Here is a 17,480-nt window from a genome sequence, read left to right as displayed (position 1 = left end):
CCGCTCAGTTGGCAGAGCCGGATTGCTCATTTTTTTGGAAATCATCCTTCATTTCTTCGACAACAGAGAAGAAACGGCGCATGGCGTTTTCGGTAAACTCCAGCGCTTCATTGAGCTTTTGCTCTTCCTCTTTACCGAACCAACCTTCTTCCTGGGGTTTGGCGAGGGAGAGGTCGAGGCCGGCTTCGGGTTTGATAGCGGCGATGCTGGCGTCTTCGGTCAGGGTAGCAAGTGCTTCGGAGATACGTCTAAGTTCCTGACGCATCTTATCGTTTTCTGCTTCCAGTCGGGTGATTTCGTCCTCATAGACCTTAATGCCATCAATCGAGGGCTGGCAGACAAGTTTGTCGCCTTTGTTGGAGCATAGGGAAACTATCCCCGTGCGGGTGTCTAGCCGCAGCAGTCCGTTATCCGTCTCCTGCATTTCGAAGCGAACGGGAACTTCCGGCTCACTTTCGGCAAATGCGCTTGGTGCACCCGTCGCGATTGCGAGGGCGAGAATTCCACTGGCCAGATAAGACTGTTTCACGACTTCTTCCCATCTCTGTTTCAAATCAATGAGTTAAGGTGTCAGATGCTTGCAGTGCCACACCTGCTGGCAGGTATGGCTTTCAGTTTAGCAGCAATCAGAGCGCCTTGACCATCCGATCAGACATAGGAGTGAAATGGGGACTACTCGAGGCTTTCGTAAGGGCCGCGTCCACTTTTCAACGCATCTTCCAGCAGTTCAAGGCGATCCTGTCCCCAAAACGGCTCGGAGTTGAGCAGATAGGTTGGGGAACCGACGGCATTTGCCTTTTCTGCCATGCGGGAGTTGACCGTGTAGGCTTCCAGCATATCGGCGGATTTTGCCGCTTCGAGTAAGTTATCCGCATCAAGGCCAAGCTCTTTGAGAATATCAGAGAGGACGTTCTCCCCGGCAGCATCAAGGTCTTTTTGCCAGACGGCTTCGAACACTTTCTGGGAATAAGCACCGACCGGGCCGCCCTGCTCCTGCAGCAGAATTGCGATGGCGTCTGCCAAAGCAATATCCGTTGGGAAATGGGCTGGTTTGTAATTCATTGTCACGCCACGCTTTTCTGCCCAGCGCTGAAGCTCGATGAAGCGGTACTTCTGGCGGGCTGGATGGCGTTTGCCCAGTGGCAGACCACCGGTGAGCGGGAACAACACAGCAAGGTTGACCGGGCGAAAGGTCACGGTGACATCATACTTTTCCGCAATGCGCAGGAACTCCTGATGACCCAGAAATGCCCATGGTGACAGGTGCGTGTAAAAGTAATCGATCTGTGCTGTCATGATTGTTCCCCACTGTATACAGTCGAGCTTATCCTGTTGCAAAAAAAGCCGGATTTCAATGGGTAAGCCCTGCACAAGCGTTCACAAAAACGCGCATTACGTATGAGGCCTGCAAATATCCGTTTACGCAGTCTAATCCCGTTTGCGTTCTTTGGTGCGTTGGTTTGCGTTCTTTATGGTTTTGGTGCGTTCAAATGCAAAAAAGCCCCCAAACCTGAAGGATGGGAGCTTCATTCTTCATTCCTGAGAGGAATTCAATCAGGCAGGCTCATTCACGATGCTTGCGATTTTCCACTGGCCTTCGATGTTGATGAGCAGGTAGTGGCAGGTGAAATCGAAGATGGTTTCGCCTTCGTCATCTTCCTGCTGCCAGTCGAGGCTGACGCTCGCGGTGGAGCCTGAAATGTGGGAGGAGACGACTTCGTAGATGGAAGAGGTCACATAATGCTCGCGGTGCACTTCGAGGAGCGCTTCGATGTTCTCGCAGAGTTCGGCCTTGTCGTTGAAGACGTGGCCTTCTTCCAGCTGCCAGATCACGCATGGAAATGCGAAGCAATCTGCGATCTGCCCGGCGTCATAGTCCTCATAGGCATCTGCATAGCTATCAAACAACTCGGAGAGCATTAGTTCTGTTTCGTCCTGAACACTCATAGTGACTGCCCCTTTTCCCAGCTTATTGATGTGCCAGCATTTTTCACGTAGGTCGGGCTCTGAAGCCCGTTTTCCCTTATATGCCGTGGATAGGGCTTAGTTTGCCAGTCCTTTTTTCAGAAGGAAACAAAATTCATGGGTATTTTCCGCTTTTTATGCCGGTTTCCCAACCACATCACAGAATAAATCTCATGGTTTGACAGTCCTGACTTGAGCAGGATCGATTTATCCCCCTCCCTGCGGGCTTGCGCTAAAGTAGTTCTCCTTAAAACCTAACCGTTTGAGCTGCTTTAGCTGTTGTTTCACGCGTATCTTTATCCGAAAACCGGTGCCCACCTTTCGGAGATACACTGAATATGTTCTTGGTTTGCCCCATTTCTGATTGGCACATGTGATCATTGGTGGCAAAGTGCGCTCAACTGTTTTCAGGATCGGACATTTCGTTGTTGGCAGATACCTCTCACCTTCCTTCCGTCTTCACCAACTGGTTTGACAGCCGTGGCTGGGCACCACGTGTGCACCAGCTGGAGTTGTTTGAGAAAGTGACCGCTGGCAACTCCGCGCTTTTGATCGCGCCCACCGGGGGCGGTAAGACTCTTGCGGGCTTTCTGCCCAGTCTGGTGGATCTGCACCAACGCACGAAGGCTGAGAAGCGCCAACCGGGGGCAGCTGCGTCCTCAGGCTCAGGCGGATTGCACACGCTTTACATGTCTCCCCTCAAAGCTTTGGCGACGGATATTCATCGGAACCTTGAAGTGCCGATTGAGGAGATGGGTCTTTCCATCAAACTGGAGACCCGCTCTGGCGATACGCCAAGCCACAAGAAGCAGCGGCAGAAGCGTATTCCGCCGGACATTTTGCTGACCACGCCGGAACAGATCTCACTCCTGCTGTCTGACAAGAACGCCGAGCGGCTGTTTGCTGATCTGCAGTATGTCATTCTGGATGAGCTGCATGAGTTGGTGACGTCCAAGCGCGGTGACTTGTTAGCTCTGGCTTTGACGCGTTTGCGCAAGCTGGCGCCAAACCTACGCTGTATCGGGCTTTCCGCTACCATCGCGCATCCGGATGATCTGCGGGCGTATCTGGTGGAGCAACCCCTGTCGCAACAGGTTCACCATGCGGAGATTGTGCAGGCCAAAGGTGGAGCCAAGCCGCATATCAGCATTTTGGAAACGCAGGAGCGTTTGCCGTGGTCTGGTCATTCCTGCATTTATGCCCTGCCGGAGATCTATGAGGAGATCAAAGCCCACAACACCACGCTGGTGTTTGTGAACACGCGCTCTCAGGCTGAGCGGTTATTTCAGGAGCTTTGGCGCATCAATGAGGAGACACTGCCGATTGCCCTGCACCACGGCTCGCTGGATGTGGGCCAGCGCCGCAAGGTGGAAGCGCATATGGCGGCAGGTCAGCTGAAGGCGGTTGTCTGTACCTCCTCGCTGGATCTGGGCATTGACTGGGGTGATATCGATCTGGTGATCAATGTGGGGGCGCCCAAGGGGGCAAGCCGTCTGGCACAGCGCATTGGCCGTGCCAATCACCGTATGAATGAGGCGTCCAAGGCGATCCTGGTGCCGTCCAACCGATTTGAGGTGCTGGAGTGTCAGGCAGCGCTGGAAGCTTCAGAGGCTGGAGAGCAGGATACCCCTCCCCTTCGTCAGGGCGGGCTGGATGTTCTGGCCCAGCACATCATGTGCGTTGCCTGTGCAGCTCCCTTTGAGCCTGAAAAGCTCTATGAGGAAGTGATCAGCAGCCAGTCCTACCGCTATCTAGACTATGATCTTTTTGTGAAGGCCGTGGAATTTGTGGCCACTGGTGGTTATGCGCTGAAGGCTTATGACAGATACGCCAAGCTGCGCCCGACCAAGGAGGGGCTGTTTCGCGTTTCTCACCCTCAGTTTGCCCAGCAGTACCGGCTCAACTCCGGCACCATTTTAGATGCGGCCACGCTTAAAGTGCGGCAGGTGAAGCCACGTGGCCCCAACAGCAAACGCCCCTTGGGATTTGGCGGCAAGATGCTGGGTGAGATTGAAGAGTGGTTCATTGAGCAGCTGGCGGTGGGTGATACATTCGTGTTTGCCGGACAAGTGCTGAAGTTTGAAGGCCTTAAAGAAAGTGAGGCCTATGTGTCTCGCAGTTCCTCACAGGATCCGAAGATCCCCAGCTATCAAGGGGGCAAATTCCCTCTCAGTACTTATCTAGCTGAAGGCGTTCGACATTTTGCCTCTGATCCTAACACTTGGTCATCTTTACCCGGTCAGGTTCGCGAATGGTTGGAGCTACAAAAAGATAAATCACAGTTACCAGATTATGAACGTCTACTGGTAGAGACCTTTCCGCGGAACGATAAACACTATCTGGTGTGCTATCCGTTTGAAGGCAGATTGGCTCACCAAACGCTTGGTATGCTGCTGACACGCCGCCTTGAGCGCGCTGGCCTGCACCCCTTGGGGTTTGTGGCCACGGAGTACTCTCTGGCCCTGTGGGGCCTGCGGGATATGGGGCTGGCGATTAAAAGTGGGCGCCTGCGGCTGGATGAGCTGTTTGAAGAAGATATGCTTGGAGATGACCTTGAAGCGTGGCTTGCTGAAAGTAGTTTGATGAAACGTACCTTTAGAAATTGTGCCATGATCTCTGGTCTTGTTGAAAGACGCCACCCCGGTAAAGAGAAAACCGGGCGGCAGATAACTATAAATACGGATCTTATTTATAACGTACTGCATGAACACGAGCCGGAGCACCTGCTTTTACAGGCGACATGGACAGATGCAGCAACAGGACTTTTGGATATCTCTCGTTTAGGTCACTTTCTTTCTCGTATCGACAAAAGAATCACGCATAGTGCTTTGGGTCGTGTTTCCCCATTGGCTGTTCCGGTTCTTCTTGAGATTGGGAAAGAGCCTATCTTTGGAAGTGCGACAGAAGCGCTGCTGGCGGACGCAGCAGATGATTTGATACTGGAGGCCCAATTGTGAGACTTAACAGTCAGTTGCAGCCACGAGTAGAACCGAGTTATCGTCAACCTATTCCTGTATGCCATGACTTGTCTCTCGCAAGAGAACTTGTTGGCCTTCACGACAGTGGAGCCCTGTGGTGGCCAGAAGAACGGACCCTTGTGGTCTCGGATCTTCACCTGGAAAAAGCAGCCAGTATTGCCAAGAGTAAGGGGCTTATGCTGCCCCCTTATGACACGGCTGCCACGCTGGAAAAGCTGGCAGCTCTTATTGACCTGTTCAATCCAAGCCGTGTCATCTGTCTGGGTGACAGCTTCCATGACAGTGAAAGCTCCGAGCGCATGCCAGCGGCGTATCTTGCCATGCTGGCGACCATGCAGCTGGGGCGTGAGTGGATCTGGATCACCGGCAACCACGATCCTGAGATTGCCAGCCACATTTGTGGTGAGCGCTATGAGGAACTGTCCATCAGTTCCCTCAGCTTCCGCCATGAGCCGAAGGAAGGCGCAGAACGTGGCGAGATTTGCGGACACCTGCATCCGGCAGCCAAAGTGCGCCGCATGGGCCGCACCATTCGCAGAGCTTGCTTTGCGACCAACGGCAATCGCCTTGTGCTGCCAGCCTTTGGAGCCCTGACGGGTGGCCTGAATGTGATGGACACAGCCTTTACTGACGTGTTTGCGCAGAAGCGGTTCTCGGTGTTCATGCTGGGTAACGGGCGATTATTCCCGTTCACGGCTTCCAAGCTCTTAAGCGATTAACAAAAAAGGCCCTTCTGAGTTGAGGGCCTTTTCTTTTATCTGCAATGGCTGAGCTTGTTGCTTCCTAGTCTTTCTTGAAGATAACGCCTGCGATCCAGCCGGTGAACAGGGCCAGAATGATGGCCAGTGCGCCGTAGACAGCTGGGTATTGGCGAGACAGGTTGAAGGTCACCTGCTCAAAGCCGATCTTGGCCACGGTCAGCACCTGCTCCTGACTGTCCAGCAGCACGCCCCCACTGAAGAGGAAGGTTGTCACCTTATAGTCGCCAGTCGGAATGGTGGCTGGCAGGTCAACCGTGGTGGAGAACAGGGTCGGGCTCAGGAAGTTGATGGACTTGGACATCTGCGAATAGAGGCCGTGCTGAACGCGGTCGCGCAGGAAGGCTTCTTTAAACGCCTTGCGCTCAGTGGCCGGAGCTCGGGTGCCCAAGGCTGCGAGCGGCAGGTTTTCCAATCCGATGCGGTACTGCTTGAGCCAGTCTTCTGAGGCGATATTGCGCAGGTCATCGGTGGCGTGAACAGCATAGAAGCTGGGCACGGCGATATACGTCTGCGAGGTGGCATTGATCCAGAGGCCGAGGATACGATCCTTGCGCCAGGTGGTGACGCGCTCCAGCGGGCCTTCCACGACCACCACCACATCCTGACTGCCGGTTCTGGAGACGGTTTCTGCGTCTCTGGCGATCTCACCGTAAACGAGGATCTGCGTTCCGGTGAAGTTGGAGGTGATGGCCACGCGGGAAGATGAGACGGCCGAGACGAGCTTCTCGGCAAGTGCCGGTGCAGCAGCGGAAAATGCGATCAGCGTGACGGTCAACAGTGTGGTCAGGGATTGGAGTGCGAGCCTCATTTGACTGGCTCCTCAATCACGCTGACGGAGTACAGATCTTCCGGTTCCACAACGAGGTTGAACGCAAAGCGCAGGCCGACGAGCAGCACCAGCAGGCCGAGGCCAAGGCGCAGGTGTTCGCCGCGCATGCCCTGTCCTACCTGAGCGCCGAACTGGGCGCCGATGACGCCGCCAATCATGAGCGTGAGGGCGAGCACGATGTCCACGGACTGGGTGTTGATGGCATGCAGGAAAGTTGCCACCGCCATGGTGGCGAGGATCTGCAGCAGGGACGTGCCGATCACAATGTTGGCTGGTACGCGCAGCAGATAGATGAGCGCAGGCACCATCATGAAGCCGCCGCCGATGCCGAGGACTGAGCCGAGGAACCCGATGGAGCTGCCGATGCCGAAGATCGGGATGACACTCACATAGAGTTTGGAGCGACGGAACCGGACTTTGAATGGCAGGCCATGGACCCAGTTGTGCTGTCCGGGTCTGCGTCCGGCGGGTTCCTTGCCACTTTTGCGGCGCATGATGGCCTTCATGGATTCACCCAGCATCAGCACGCCGATGGTGCCGAGGAAGGTGACGTAGGCCAGTGAGATCACCAGATCCAGCTGCCCAAGTCTTTGCAGAATGCCGAAGATCCAGACGCCGAGGGCCGAGCCGATCACACCGGAACACAGGAGAACGCCTGCCAGTTTGAAGTCAATGCCCGCTTTGCGCCAGTAGGACAGAACGCCGGATGCAGAGCTGGCGACAATCTGTGTGGTGACGGTCGCAACGGAGACTGCTGGCGGAATTCCGGAGAAGATGAGCAGCGGTGTGAGGAGGAAACCGCCCCCAATGCCGAACAGCCCTGAGAGGAACCCGACGGTTCCGCCCATGGCGAAAATCATGAAGACATTAATCGGCAGTTCTGCGATGGGTAGATAGATCTGCAAAATGGCACCGCGGGTAACACAGGTGACCTGACAGCGCGCCCCGAGTCACCATTTATCCAACAACATTGTAGAGTGTTAAGCGCCATTCCAGACGCTCTGTCAATCTACGCGGAGCAGCAAGTGCAAATCTAACCAGAAATCCCCTAATAACGTTAAATTATATGGTCTGAGAGGCCAGTGCCGTCATCAGGCGCTGGTCCGGTTCACCCGTTGCTTCCATTCCTAAACGAGCCTGCAAGCTTTTGATTGCACGGCGCGTGTTTGGTCCCATTACACCATCCGGGTTGCCTGGATCGTACCCCATGTTCAGCAGCGCCTGCTGCATCTTCTTCACAGTTGGAGAACCCGCCTGTGAAACGGTGGTTTTCGGCTTGCCGGACCATTCGGTCGGGATCACAACTTTGTTCGCAGCAGGGTCAACTGGCTTCATCTGATAGGTCGCGACGGCTTCCAGTGCTTCTGCATGCTGGCGCTTGGTGAGGTTGGCGGCAACTTCATCACGCTTGCCAGCTGCATCCTCATCGCCCTGAAGGGCAGCGAGAGCGAACCACTTGTAGCTTTCGACCAGATCCTGCTCCATGCCGAGGCCACGGGCTGCAAGGATTGCCAGGTTGAACTTGCTGTCTGCTACGCCATGGTCCGCAGCGATGCGGAACCATTTGACGGCGGATGTATAATCAGGCTCACCATCGATGCCCTCCACGAAGAGCACGGCCAGATTGTGCATGGCTTTGATGTTGCCCTGAGCAGCAGCCAGTGAGTACCAGTCACGCGCCTGTGCCAGATCTTTCACAACACCGCGGCCCTTCTCGTAGAAGCTGCCCAGACGATACTGCGCAGGTGCCAGACCTTGTGCGGCGGACTTGCGGTACCATTCAGCGGCGGACCCGAGGTTTGCCGGAACCAGATTGCCTTCGGTGTAGCGGCGCGCCACTTCAAACTGCGCGGCAGCATCACCGGAAACGGCTGCGGAACGCAGGTCCATCGGACCGATGGCGTATGGCAGATCGTAGGCGGACTGGTTTGGCGCAACCTGCTGGATTGGCGGCTGTGGGATGATTGGTGTCACGTGCTCACCAAAGCTCGTTGCCGATGCTTGCGGAGAAGTGGGAACGCTCGCAGTGGTGATTGGGTCAGCGGCAACTTCCGGCGCAACTTTTTGGGTTGGCTGGGCGTTTCCAGCTGCCGGGCCAATATCCGTTGCCTGACCGAAAACCAATTCCTTGGTTGGTTCGGACGGCGCTGTGGCGGAGCCGGACTGCCAGATGCTTGTGGAGCTAACAGGTGACGGTAACTCTGTTTCTGATGGCAAACCGGTTGCGCTGCTGAGAACGTCAGGCGCTGCTACTGCATCAACACCACCGCTCAGCAGAGAGGTGTCGTCTTTGCCTGGCATTTCAGCGTTTGGCGCCATGATGCTTGGCTGTGCCTCAGAACCGGCAGTATCCACGCCATCAGCACTGGAGAAGACGCCAGACTTGAACACCTGGAAAGCGCCGATGGTCAGAACAATTGCAGCAGCTGCCAGCATGATCGCGCGGCGGCGGCTGGATTTGCTTTCCTTCTTCTTGCCTTTGGCTGGCTTTTCAGCTTTGCCCAGCTCAACAGGCTCTGCGGACAGATTGATTGGTTCTTTAACAGCAGTCTCTGTCTCAGGAACCATATCTTCTGCACTCAGAGAGATTGGCTCTTCAGCGACCTGAAGCTTGCTGAGAACCTGAGCGGTTGCGGCAGCCTTTTTGGCGCGCAGGCTTTCAGGCACCTCAACGTTTTTAGTGCGGTTCGGGCTGATGTAGTCCCGCAGGCGACGCGCGCGTTCCGGTGCTTTACTCTTGCCGGATGCTGGCTTGGCGTCTTCCTTCTTCGCTTCTTTTGCTTCCTTGGCGGCTGCTTTGGCGGCCCGGCGTGCAGCGGCGATGAAATCTGCCTTACGGTTGCGTGGTTCTTCCGGCTCGGTGGCGACAGCTGACTGTGCAGCAGTGTTGCCTTTGCGACCCATGTTGAAAGCGCCCAGAATGCTGCTGATTTGCTTGTCGCCAACCAGCTTCTGGTGTTCCTCGGAAATCTCAGTGTCGCCAATGGCGGCGCGGATGCTTTCCAGATTTTCCAGGCGGTTGGAGATGGTGCCTAGAACATCACGCACGTCTTGCAGCGCATGCTGGTCCACATCACCCTTCTGGCCGGAAGCTTCCAGCAGGGATTGCAGGTCGAGACGGAGCGCGGAGATTGCTGCTTCAACAGCTTCACCCTGATGCTCGCCGTTACCAAGAGCCAGATTGTTAGTGGCTGCTTTTACGGCGTCCTGAGCGATCTGCTGGGCTTTGTCCACCATGTCGGTGTGCAGGCCTTTGAGCTCCTGCTCAATGGAGCCGAAGCTGTTTTCCAGATTGCCGATGGAGCCGAACTGGCTCTGTGACATATCCAGCTTGTGAGACAGGTCTGCAATCTGCTGTTCCAGACGGTCAATTTCGACGTCAGAAGACAGGCCAGATGGGCTGGAGATGGTTGCTGCCAGATCCTGCAGCTGAGCTTCGATGTCGCCATTGGTTGCCAGCGCGCCAATGTGGCCACGCAGTTCTGCAATCTCGGCGCGGATCATGGACAGAGCTTTGTCAGAAGACCCGCCGTGTGCGCTGTCTTCCACCATCTGGGTTAGCGTCATCACACGCTGTTCAAGACGGGCGAGCGCTGCGCTTTCGTTCTCGTTCAAAGCAACTTCGAAGGAAGTGTCAGCGAGGCGGACCTCGATATCATCCACCTTGTTGCAAAGGTGATCGAGACGGCCTTCGATGGATGTGAACGCCTGATCGAAGCCGGTTGAGGTTTCCGGGCTGCGCTCCATACGGTCCAGCTGCTGACCAATGTTGGACAGACGCTCTTCCAGACGGTTCAGCTGGTCACTGTTGCCTGCGTTTTCCGGGCCTTCAGCCAGAATGTTGGAGATGGAGTCCAGACGACCATGCAGGCGATCGATCACTTCGCCATCCGGCATGCGTGTTTCAACACTACTGAGGCGGGACTGAATATCGCGCTGGATGGCGGAGAAATGGTCCAGCTCATCCATGCGTGCGGTCAGGAAGCGGATGCGCTGATCCACATCATGGATCATGCGACCGGAGTCCAGACGATCAATAACTTTTCTGAGCTGTGCTACTTCTTCGCGCACAACTTCAAGGCCAGCGGTGCCGGAACGGTGCAGAACATCTTCCAGACGATCGCCCATAGAGGACAATCGGTTTTCAAGCGAGTTGAGCTGGTCCACACGTGGCAACTGGCGGATCTGTGTTTCCACCTCTGCCATGCGCTGGGACAGGCTCTCATAAATCGCCGGGTCAACGTTTTTTTCTGCCAGTTCCTGCAAGCGGGACTGGATAGATGCATGGGCCATGCCCAGAGCGTTGAGGCTGTCTTCGATGTCAGATCGGGACAGAGATGCCTTCATCTGCTCCAGCTCGTGGCGCAGTTCCTTGAGCAGCAGGCCGTTGCCTTCCTCATCGCGCAGACGGCCGATGATTTCAGAAAGCTGGGCGCGATTGTCGGAGGTCCGATCCATCATCTCATCGCGCAGGCTGTTGAGCTGGGTTTGCATGCCATCGTGAAGCATTTCAAAGCGTGCTTCATCCGGCTCACGCATGTTGTCGAGCTGTTCGGCCAAATGCTTGAAGTGGCCGTCGATCATTGTGTTGAGCTCGGAATACTCTGCAGATTTTTCCGGCTGCTGCATGGCAGGCTGTGGCGCTTGCTGCGGCTGCACACCATGAGGGGCTGCAGCGGTGTTGAAGCGCGGCTCCATCTGGGTCACAGGCGGGCGGCTAAAGTCTTGTGCAGCTGGTGCCCAGGATGGCTCTTGCGGTGCTGGCTCAGGCTGACGATTAGATGCATTGCTTTCAGCCTTGAACGGCATGCCCTTCCCTTTTTCATTCTCGTTATGAGCAAGGGAATTGAGGCGCTCGTCCAGAGCGTTCAGTGCATCCAGAACAGAGCTGATGCGCTTGACCTTGGAATTTTCTGCGGTTGGCGCCTCTTCCTGCTTTGCAGGTGGGGCAGCCCATTCCATCTTTTCCTGTGGTGAAGGAGATGGTGAGTAAGCAGACGGTTGCTCAGAGCGCATTGGCATTGGAACAGGTTCAGCGTACGGCTCGGCTGGATGGCGCGGCGCATAAGCAGCCCCCATCTCTGGCGCAGGGCGCATGGCAGGCTGCTCATTGCGGCGCATGACTGGCGGGCGCGGATGTGACAGCGGATCACGGGAGATACCGGCGCGTGCGTACAAGTGCTGATCCACGGACGGATCATACTGGTCTTCGTAGGCATGCGGGCTGGTGGACTGGTCCAGTCCGGATCTCAGATCAGAGCGGTGCCATGGATCGCGCGGGCGCGGATTGTGTGCGTGTGGCTGCGGCTGAGGTTCGCCATAACCACGGGACGGACGGCCTTGTTCTGCATGCATCAGGCGGCTTAATGCCTGTGCAACTTCATTCATCGCCTCTTCCTGAGAGGTTGGCTGAGGTTGTCCGTAGGGTTGCTGGCTCGCGCCACCATACTCGTCAGCATATGGAGAGTGGGTCGCATGCCTTGCTGCTGCAGGATTTCGTTGCGCCATTCCACTTTCCTCCAACCACTTGATGTGGTCTGCATCCAGCCCTTCACCAAAGGACGTGTCTGAAGCGGATTTTCCAAATTCTGGTTTATTCCAAGACATGCCTGAAGGGCCCCATAAAACTGTCCGGTCCCGCGCGGTGTCCTGTTCACTTGCCCTAATCCAAATTTTTCAATCAACGTCAACTGCCTTACGCAGTGCATGAATAGGTCAAGGAACGAATCACTTTGCGGTTTTGCACCGGTCTCAAAACTCGTGGGACTATTTTTTTACTCGTTAGGGTAAATAGTGGGTTAATAGGTCGAATTCTGCGTGAAGAGCCCTTAAGGAATGTGAATTATGGCTGTTGTCGGGCAGATACCATGCATTTTTAGGGGTTACGGAACCAACTCATGAAAATAATTCGTGTTCTGATTTACCCGAATTAAGGGTTATCAAGCGGCTTCTGCTAGACCTACGTGTTCCTGCCAATGTATAAACTTGATAGAAATTGCGCGGTGCATCATTTAGCATGTACTCATGTACACATGTCGCGGGTTACCGACAGTGTCGCGGAAGCAAAAAAGAACAGGTCAAGCAGATGAGCGAAGCCCTACATATCAATGAGATGATTGTTGATGTTGTTGCCAATGAGCTGGGTAAGGGAAAGAAGACCCAGTTTTCAATTGGTGATCTGGCAAAAGAATTTGATGTTACACTCCGCACTCTTCGGTTTTACGAGGATAAGGGACTCCTGAATCCTAAGCGTGACGGGCTTAATCGTATTTATAACCGTCGGGATCGCGCACGCCTGAAGCTGGTTCTGATGGGCAAGCGGGTCGGTTTTTCGCTCTCAGAAATTCGCGATATGCTGGACCTTTATGATCTGCGCGACGGTCAGGTCACGCAGCTGGAGGTAGCTCTTGGACGCTTTCAGGAACAGATCAAGGTTCTGGAAGGTCAGCGCGCCAATATCGATGAAGCGATTGAAGATCTGCAGCGCACCGTGACGATTGTCGAAGGTATGCTACGAGAGAAAAAGAGCTGATTTTTCAAGCTCGGACAGGTGGGGCATAAACCCCACCTTTTTTGTTGAGCCGCCCTATTTGAGCGCTCCAATATATTCCCTGAGAATACATTCAATAAAATTCAGCTATTGAAGCCCGCTCGTGCTTGTGCTGTTTCTTAATTTAATTGTTATCCAAGCCATAATCTCGCAAAATGCTCGCTACGCGGATGCGATACTTCTGGAAATATTCGCTTTTTCCCTTCCGCTGTGCTTCCTGATGCTTTTCCTGAGCACGCCAGCGCAGCACGGCCTCTTCATCCTCGAAAAATGACAATGATAAAATTTTCTCAGGATTGGTGAGGCTCTGAAAGCGCTCCACGGAGATAAAGCCCGGGATTTTCTCCAGTTCCGGCTTAATGGAGGCGGCCATGTCCAGATAGCTGGCTTTGTGGTCTGCGAAGGGCTCAACTTCAAAGATAACGGCAATCATGCTGGGAACTTTCATTGATTAGAATGGCGATCAGGGCTTGGCATGTGGTGCAGATGCCAGGGTGAGAAAGGTTCTGTCTTCTTTAAGGATGAACTTCTCTCTCATTGCGAACTCATAGTTTTCACGCCCCAGCGGGTCTTTGGCAAGGGTGGCTCTGTATTCTTCGTAGTGAGCAAGGCTTTGTACATTGTAGATGCCATAGGCCAATGTGGTGGAGCCTTCATGGGGCGCATAATAGCCGATCAGATCTGCACCACAGCGTGGGATCGCCTGCCCCCAGTTGCGGGCATACTGTTGAAACTCCGCACGTTTTGTCGGATCGATCTCATAGCGGATGATACATGTAAGCATCACAGGTCTCCGGTTCGGTTTGTTGATGCTGATGGTGTAGCAAGGCGAAATGCGGTGTTGTTTCGATCATGATCGAACTATCACTTCTTTGTGTGTGCTATAGTCCGGAGACTGTTTCACGAATGGAGCCGCACATGAAAGAAGGACCGAACATTGCCGGGATCGCCGCGCTGATTGGAGATCCGGCACGGGCAAACATGTTGCAGGCTCTGATGACTGGCGTTGCCCTCACCGCCAGTGAGCTGGCACAGGAAGCTGGGGTGACGCCGCAGACCTCTAGCTTTCACCTGAGCCGTCTGGCCGAGGCCGGGCTGGTGAGCCTGCGTAAACAAGGGCGGCACAAGTATTACAGTCTGGCCGACAGTGATGTGGCGGCTCTGTTGGAGGCCATGAGCGGAATTGCCATGCGCACCGGGATGACGCGCGTGCGCACTGGCCCCAAGGAACCTGCCCTGCGTAAAGCGCGGGTTTGCTACAATCATCTGGCGGGTGAGTATGGTGTGCAGGCCTATGACAGCTTGCTGGCGCGGGATTTCCTCGTGGAAGATGGCGAGCAGTTGCATCTGACGGGTGACGGTCGGTCGTTCCTGACGGAGTTGGGTGTGGTGCTTCCTGAGAAGGAGACGAAACGGCGGCCTTTGTGCAAATCCTGTCTGGATTGGAGTGCGCGGCGCTCGCATCTGGCGGGGATTGCGGGGACTTCCCTACTCTCGTTCTTTCTGGACCAAGGCTGGGCCAAGCGTGTTGAGGGTAGTCGCATCATTGAGTTCTCAAGAGATGGCGATTCTCGCTTTCACGCCATATTTTCCCTTTAAAATTGAGGGGCAGACAAAGGTTACCCGTCACTTTCATAGTGCTAGAGGCAAGGCACACTGAGATTTCACAGGGAAGTTATCAGGTGGGAACCCGCAGGATTCCGCGGATACGTACCTGCCCCTAAGAAATTACACTTGGGTATAACTTGCCGCAGGCGCGAGGGCGCTCTATATTCCGAAACAAGTTGACGTTTACGCAAACGTTAAAGCCATGCCTCTAGGGTTGGTCGGAAGGAAAAATTGAGATGCCGAGTTATAGTGCTCCCGTTGAAGATACCCTCTTTTTGCTCAAGGACGTTTTGGGCTACGAGAAACATTCCAACTTGCCAGGGTTCGCCGAGGCAACGCCGGATCTTGTTGAAGCTATTCTGAAAGAAGGCGCAAAGTTCTCTGAAGAGATCGTGCAGCCACTGAACCAGAGCGGCGACAAGATTGGCTGTACCCGCCATGACGATGGAACCGTGACAACACCTCCAGGCTTCAAAGAGGCTTACCAGTCTTACGTGGAAGCTGGCTGGGGCGGTCTGTCCATTCCTGAGCAGTACGGCGGACAGGGCATGCCTGCAACCCTTTCTGTTATTCTGAACGAGTATCTGTGTTCCGCAAACCAAGCGTTTGCGATGTACCCTGGCCTGACCGCCGGTGCGATGGCAGCTCTGCTTGTTCATGCAAACGACGAAATCAAAAACACCTACCTGCCGAAGATGGTGACCGGCGAGTGGACAGGTACTATGAACCTGACCGAACCACACTGCGGTACCGACCTTGGCATGCTGCGCACAAAAGCAGCGCCACAGGGCGATGGCAGCTACAAGATTTCCGGCACGAAGATCTTCATCTCCGCTGGTGATCAGGACCTTTCCGAGAACATTGTCCACCTTGTTCTGGCACGTATCGAAGGTGCTCCAGAAGGCACCAAGGGTATTTCCCTGTTCGTCGTACCGAAGAAGAAGCTGGATGCGGACGGAAATCCGGGTGAGATGAACGGTGTGTCCGTTGGTTCCATCGAAGAGAAGATGGGCATCCACGGCAACGCGACCTGTGTCATGAACTATGATGAGTCCGTGGGCTATCTCGTTGGGGAAGAGAACAAAGGCCTGCGTGCGATGTTCGTCATGATGAACGAAGCACGTCTTGGCGTTGGTATTCAGGGTCTGGCTCAGTCTGAAGTGGCTTACCAGAACGCTGTGACCTACGCGAAGGACCGTATTCAGGGGCGCTCGCTGACCGGACCTAAAAATCCGGAGAAACAAGCTGATCCGATCATCGTTCACCCGGATGTCCGCCGTGTGCTGATGACCATCCGTTCCTTCAACGAAGCAGCACGTGCGCTTTACATGTGGACCTCTCTGCATGGTGACGTGTCCCACCTGTCTCAGGATGATGCTGAAAAGCAGGCCTCTGACGACATCATGGGTCTGCTGACACCTGTCGTTAAAGGCGTTCTGACTGATAAGGGTTTTGACAACACCGTTATGGCTCAGCAGCTTTATGGTGGTCACGGCTACATTCAGGAATGGGGCATGGAGCAGTTCGTTCGCGACGCTCGTATCGCCATGATCTATGAAGGGGCTAACGGTGTTCAGGCGCTCGACCTTGTTGGCCGTAAGCTGCCAGCAAATGGTGGTCGTGCAATCCAGGCATGGTTCAAGGAAGTCGGCGCGTTCATCAAAGAGCACGAAGGCGACGAAGAGCTTGGCGTTTACATGAAGGGTCTGAAGCAGTCCCTGAAAGACCTGCAGGCCGCAACCATGTGGTTCATGCAGAACGCTATGAAGAACCCGGATGATGCGGGTGCTGGTTCTACCGACTACATGCACCTGTTTGGTCTGGTGGCTCTTGGTTACATGTGGACCAAGATCGCGATTGCTGCGAACCGCAAGATCAAAGACGGCGCGAACGGTCAGGAAGACTGGCTGAAAACCAAGCTGACCCTTGGCACCTTCTTCATGGAACGCGTGATGCCTGAATCTTCAGCGCATCTGGCACGCATTTCCACCGGCTCTGAAACCATGATGAGCCTGGACGCGGAAGCGTTCTAATCACTTTATCGCAACTCAGGAGCTCAGGACCTATCCTGAGCTCTTGTCCTGCCTTATTCTCGATCTGATATATAACTGACAGATTTTAGGAGTGCGATATGGCGGAATATGAACTTCAGTGTTTTGCGCAGAGCGGCAATGCCTACAAGGTTGCGCTGATGCTGGAGCTTTCCCAGGCATCATGGACCCCGGTGTGGGTCGATTTTTTTAATGGTGCCACCCGCGATCCTGAGTTCCGCAGTGAAGAGAATGAGATGGGAGAAATTCCTGTGCTCCGGCACGGGGAGACACGGCTGACCCAGTCTGCCGTGATACTGGAGTACCTTTCTCAGCAGCTTGGCACATTTGGCTGGGAGAACGAGGAAGAACGCCGGGAAATCCTGCGCTGGCTGTTCTGGGACAACCACAAGCTGACCAGCTATGTGGCAACCCTGCGCTACATGCGAGCCATGGTGAAGACCGGTGAGACTGATGTGACCCGCTTTTTTGAAGGCCGGGCCATCGCCGCTTTGAAGGTGCTGGACCAGCGCCTTGCGGACACTGACTTCCTTGTTGGAAATCGCCCAACAATCGCAGACCTTTCGGTATGCGGATACTTATTTTGGCCAGAAGAGATTGGTGTGGACTTCGGCCCTTATTCAAATGTGAATGCATGGCTTGAGCGGATTAAGGCCCTGCCCCATTGGGTAGCCCCTTATGACCTGATGCCCGGCCACCCCTTGCCTACACCAGCCTGACCAATTTTTTCGCGGAGGA

The 17,480-nt window shown here is 54.7% G+C and carries 14 protein-coding genes; 6 read left to right on the top strand and 8 right to left on the bottom strand.

Going from position 1 to position 17,480, the window contains the following annotated elements:
• Nucleotides 1–4 precede the first annotated feature (4 nt).
• The 3 genes from PSE_RS08460 to PSE_RS08450 all read right to left on the bottom strand — a co-directional run bounded on the left by PSE_RS08460 (nt 5) and on the right by PSE_RS08450 (nt 1,947).
• A complete protein-coding gene (locus PSE_RS08460) occupies nt 5–529 on the bottom strand; it encodes a hypothetical protein (RefSeq protein WP_014284463.1) in 525 nt (174 codons plus the stop codon).
• Nucleotides 530–672: 143 nt separating this feature from the next.
• Entirely contained in the window at nt 673–1,296 is a 624-nt protein-coding gene (locus PSE_RS08455; RefSeq protein WP_014284462.1) for a 2-hydroxychromene-2-carboxylate isomerase, read from the bottom strand.
• A gap of 258 nt (nt 1,297–1,554) precedes the next feature.
• Nucleotides 1,555–1,947 (bottom strand): DUF4440 domain-containing protein, encoded by a 393-nt coding sequence (locus tag PSE_RS08450; protein ID WP_008549914.1) that lies wholly within the window; start codon nt 1,945–1,947, stop codon nt 1,555–1,557.
• A 446-nt stretch (nt 1,948–2,393) separates the two neighbouring features.
• Between PSE_RS08450 and PSE_RS08445 the strand changes: the two genes are divergently transcribed.
• Together PSE_RS08445 and pdeM are read left to right on the top strand one after the other, a co-directional pair.
• The gene (locus PSE_RS08445) at nt 2,394–4,922 is read left to right on the top strand and encodes a ligase-associated DNA damage response DEXH box helicase (RefSeq protein ID WP_014284460.1); all 2,529 of its coding nucleotides are present in this window, start codon (nt 2,394–2,396) and stop codon (nt 4,920–4,922) included.
• A gap of 68 nt (nt 4,923–4,990) precedes the next feature.
• Entirely contained in the window at nt 4,991–5,662 is a 672-nt protein-coding gene (pdeM, locus tag PSE_RS08440; RefSeq protein ID WP_014284459.1) for a ligase-associated DNA damage response endonuclease PdeM, read from the top strand.
• 64 nt (nt 5,663–5,726) lie between these two features.
• On the opposite strand, the gene PSE_RS08435 is transcribed toward pdeM, so the two are convergent.
• The 3 genes from PSE_RS08435 to PSE_RS08425 form a co-directional block, all read right to left on the bottom strand.
• Complete coding sequence (locus PSE_RS08435) at nt 5,727–6,512, bottom strand: TIGR02186 family protein (protein WP_014284458.1); 786 nt, start codon at nt 6,510–6,512, stop codon at nt 5,727–5,729.
• Nucleotides 6,509–7,438: a sulfite exporter TauE/SafE family protein gene (locus PSE_RS08430; RefSeq protein WP_008549954.1), complete on the bottom strand. Its 930-nt coding sequence runs from the start codon at nt 7,436–7,438 to the stop codon at nt 6,509–6,511. Before PSE_RS08430 ends, PSE_RS08435 begins: the two co-directional genes overlap by 4 nt.
• 157 nt (nt 7,439–7,595) lie before the next feature.
• A complete protein-coding gene (locus PSE_RS08425) occupies nt 7,596–12,140 on the bottom strand; it encodes a peptidoglycan-binding protein (RefSeq protein ID WP_014284457.1) in 4,545 nt (1,514 codons plus the stop codon).
• Nucleotides 12,141–12,618: 478 nt separating this feature from the next.
• Between PSE_RS08425 and PSE_RS08420 the strand changes: the two genes are divergently transcribed.
• Complete coding sequence (locus tag PSE_RS08420; RefSeq protein WP_008549503.1) at nt 12,619–13,065, top strand: MerR family DNA-binding transcriptional regulator; 447 nt, start codon at nt 12,619–12,621, stop codon at nt 13,063–13,065.
• A gap of 142 nt (nt 13,066–13,207) precedes the next feature.
• On the opposite strand, the gene PSE_RS08415 is transcribed toward PSE_RS08420, so the two are convergent.
• Both PSE_RS08415 and PSE_RS08410 read right to left on the bottom strand, forming a co-directional pair.
• Entirely contained in the window at nt 13,208–13,516 is a 309-nt protein-coding gene (locus PSE_RS08415; RefSeq protein ID WP_014284456.1) for an antibiotic biosynthesis monooxygenase, read from the bottom strand.
• A 30-nt stretch (nt 13,517–13,546) separates the two neighbouring features.
• Complete coding sequence (locus tag PSE_RS08410; RefSeq protein WP_008549957.1) at nt 13,547–13,867, bottom strand: NIPSNAP family protein; 321 nt, start codon at nt 13,865–13,867, stop codon at nt 13,547–13,549.
• Between the two features lie 134 nt (nt 13,868–14,001).
• On the opposite strand from PSE_RS08410, the gene PSE_RS08405 reads away from it, so the two are divergent.
• The 3 genes from PSE_RS08405 to PSE_RS08395 all read left to right on the top strand — a co-directional run bounded on the left by PSE_RS08405 (nt 14,002) and on the right by PSE_RS08395 (nt 17,461).
• Nucleotides 14,002–14,682: a helix-turn-helix transcriptional regulator gene (locus tag PSE_RS08405; RefSeq protein ID WP_041768922.1), complete on the top strand. Its 681-nt coding sequence runs from the start codon at nt 14,002–14,004 to the stop codon at nt 14,680–14,682.
• A 245-nt stretch (nt 14,683–14,927) separates the two neighbouring features.
• Nucleotides 14,928–16,724: an acyl-CoA dehydrogenase C-terminal domain-containing protein gene (locus PSE_RS08400; protein ID WP_008549911.1), complete on the top strand. Its 1,797-nt coding sequence runs from the start codon at nt 14,928–14,930 to the stop codon at nt 16,722–16,724.
• Nucleotides 16,725–16,822: 98 nt separating this feature from the next.
• Nucleotides 16,823–17,461 carry a glutathione S-transferase family protein gene (locus PSE_RS08395; protein WP_008549823.1) on the top strand — a complete coding sequence of 213 codons (639 nt, stop codon included), beginning with the start codon at nt 16,823–16,825 and terminating at the stop codon, nt 17,459–17,461.
• Nucleotides 17,462–17,480: the final 19 nt, after the last annotated feature.

The sequence above is a fragment of the Pseudovibrio sp. FO-BEG1 genome, assembly GCF_000236645.1.
Lineage (GTDB): Bacteria > Pseudomonadota > Alphaproteobacteria > Rhizobiales > Stappiaceae > Pseudovibrio.
This window is presented reverse-complemented; position numbering and strand designations above follow the sequence as displayed.